Annotated in this window: 4 protein-coding genes; all 4 read left to right on the forward strand. The window is 26.6% G+C overall.

Features of this window, described 5'->3' with window-relative positions; genetic code table 11:
* The coding region (locus VK998_RS00375) for a hypothetical protein (protein WP_325224223.1) at window positions 1-182 on the forward strand (182 nt) is incomplete at its 5' end.
* A 110-nt stretch (window positions 183-292) separates the two neighbouring features.
* On the forward strand, window positions 293-802 hold the full coding sequence (locus VK998_RS00380; protein ID WP_325224225.1) for a DUF6036 family nucleotidyltransferase: 510 nt from the start codon (window positions 293-295) through the stop codon (window positions 800-802).
* Window positions 795-1,139, forward strand: a complete 345-nt coding sequence (locus tag VK998_RS00385; protein WP_325224227.1) for a hypothetical protein — start codon at window positions 795-797, stop codon at window positions 1,137-1,139. The genes VK998_RS00380 and VK998_RS00385 overlap by 8 nt, the downstream gene beginning before the upstream one ends.
* Before the next feature lie 330 nt (window positions 1,140-1,469).
* Window positions 1,470-2,225 (forward strand): Fic family protein, encoded by a 756-nt coding sequence (locus tag VK998_RS00390; RefSeq protein ID WP_325224228.1) that lies wholly within the window; start codon window positions 1,470-1,472, stop codon window positions 2,223-2,225.
* Window positions 2,226-2,646 lie beyond the last annotated feature (421 nt).

A 2,646-nucleotide genomic window follows, 5' to 3' on the forward strand; every position in this document is an offset into this window, starting at 1 on the left:
TACTATTAACACTTAGGAATTTTAACTGGTATAGAAATAAGTATGAAATTAAGAAATTAGTAAATGACAATCTAGATTTCTTGAATAAATGTATTCAAAGTGAAACCTATGATAAAATTTATGAACTAGAAAAAGTCAAGGGCATAAAAAAATGGCCTTTAGATGGTAATGGAAAGAATTGAATGGGGATAATTGGTATTATACAGAAAAGATAGCTGACCATTGGTATTATTATGAAGCTGGGTTCTAATGTGATATAATAATGTTATAACATTATTATAGGGTGATAATTATGGCATTAAAGAAACAATTAGAAAATAAAATATTTGATATGGAGAAAGTTGCTATAGCTTTTGATATTGAACCTTTCGACATATATTTTTTAGGAGGGGCTGCATGTATATTAGGGGAATATACAGAAAGGGCCACAAGGGATTTTGATTTTATAGATTTAAATTATCCCTCTAAACTAGGGAGGGTTTTTGTACAATTAAGGGATTTCGATATGTTAGAATATGAAAGTACTATAATATCACCTAAATATAAGAAAAGAGCTATAAGGCTAAACAAATTTAAATATTTAAATGTGTATTTATTGTCCCCTGAAGATATAATTGTAAGCAAAATAATCAGGCTGGAACAAAAGGACATAGAGGATATAGATGAACTTATAGATATATCTGATAAAGAATTAATAAATCAAATTATAGATGAGGTATTGTTGAGAGATGATTTATATAAATCTAAAAAAAATCAATTTATAAAAAGATTACCACAGTTTAGGGAGAGATACTATGTATAGAATAGTATGTGAAAGCTATGAAAACTATAAAAGTGATTTTTTACCCAATAATACTGATGCCTATAGATATAAAATTACTAAACCCCTAGAATTAATATTAGACTTATCTTTATATAAGCAAGAAAAAAACAATAATACTATTAATTATCAGAAGTTGGAGCATTTTATATATTTATTAAAGAAGAATATTCATGAATATCCTAATTTCAAGTCGTTTTTATGGAGCTTGGAATCAAGAGGTATTTATGGTAAGAATTATGGTGTATTAAGGGAAGAAGAATTTTCTGAATTACAAAAGATTGTAAATATGTTTTTGAAATTATCATATTGGGGATAGGGATTATAAAGCGATAATAAACTAATTTTCTAAGTTTTTAATAATGTTGGAATAGGAGCCTTAGGTATATGTGATAATACCTAAGGCTTTAATTTTAGCAATCTATATTAAATGTTAAACATATTTTATTTATTTTGCGAGTAGAGTCGATACGGTGAACGATTTCTATAAATTAAATCCCTATCTAATGATATAATATCTATATTATTCAATATATTGTAAGATTAGATAAATAATAATTATAACAATATGGGCATTAATATGCAATTATATGTAGAAAATTATGGTATAATATATATACTTGATTATTATAAAAAATGAGGAGATAAAATGTTTGAAAAACTCGATGATTTACTAAAAAAACTTAATGAATATCGGCCTCTCACAGAAGGAGAAACTAAAAGACTTAGAGATGAATTTTTAATAGACTTTACTTATAATTCAAATGCAATAGAAGGTAATACCCTTACACTACAAGAAACAGCACTTGTTTTACAGGAAGGAATTACTATAGATAAAAAGCCATTGAAAGAGCATTTGGAAGCAATTGGACATAAAGAAGCATTTTTTTATATAGAAGAGCTAGTAAAAGAAAAAATACCCTTATCAGAGAATATTATAAAGGATATTCATAGCATAGTTTTAATGGATAAGCCTCAAGATAGGGGAAAATATAGACGTATACCAGTTACTATTTTAGGGGCAGTACATGAACTACCAGGGCCATATTTGGTGCCAGTATTAATGGAACAATTGATTAATGAATATAATGAAGAGATGAAGGATAAACATATAATTGAAAAAGTTGCATTATTTCACCTAAAATTTGAAGCCATACACCCATTCATAGATGGAAATGGTAGGACTGGACGTTTAATTATGAATTTTGAACTTATGAAAGAAGGATATCCTCCTATTAATATCAAGTTTAAGGATAGAAAAAGATATTATAATTGTTTTATAGATTTTCACTTAAATAATTCTAGTCCTCAGATGTTAATAGAAATGATTGAAGAATATATACAAGAAGAGTTGGAAAGATATATTTCAGTTCTAGAAATGGCAAATGATTTTAATAATGACTAGTTGATTGTAAAATAAATAGGAGCATTAGGTTTATGTAGTTAAACCTAATGCTTTTATTTTAGCAATCAATATTAACTATTAAACACACCCTATTTATTTTGCTAGTAGAACTGATACGGTGAACCGTATCATAAGTAGGACAAGCTATGCGTTGTAGGATAATGTTTAAGGGGTTATCATAAGGTAGAATTAAATGTTATAATACGTATAAGTATATAAGTGCTAAGTTAAATTATTGCAGTTAAATAATGAAAAGGAGTCTATGATAGTGAAAAAAATAATTTTAATTTTTTTATTGTTTGTTACCACAATATCCCTATTTGGTTGTTTAAAACAAATTTCAGACACTGCATATAATGAGCTAATTACAAGTATTATTTATATTTGAGAGAGGTATTAGGATGGGAAATAGAAAAAACAC

It is taken from the genome of Schnuerera sp. (assembly GCF_035459645.1).
In the GTDB taxonomy this organism is placed as follows: domain Bacteria; phylum Bacillota; class Clostridia; order Tissierellales; family Tepidimicrobiaceae; genus Schnuerera.

Bases quoted from the DNA above. Each gene is read 5' to 3' on its own strand.
- VK998_RS00385 (WP_325224227.1), top strand. From the start codon at position 795: ATGTATAGAATAGTATGTGAAAGCTATGAAAACTATAAAAGTGATTTT.
- VK998_RS00380 (WP_325224225.1), top strand. From the start codon at position 293: ATGGCATTAAAGAAACAATTAGAAAATAAAATATTTGATATGGAGAAA.
- VK998_RS00390 (WP_325224228.1), top strand. From the start codon at position 1,470: ATGTTTGAAAAACTCGATGATTTACTAAAAAAACTTAATGAATATCGG.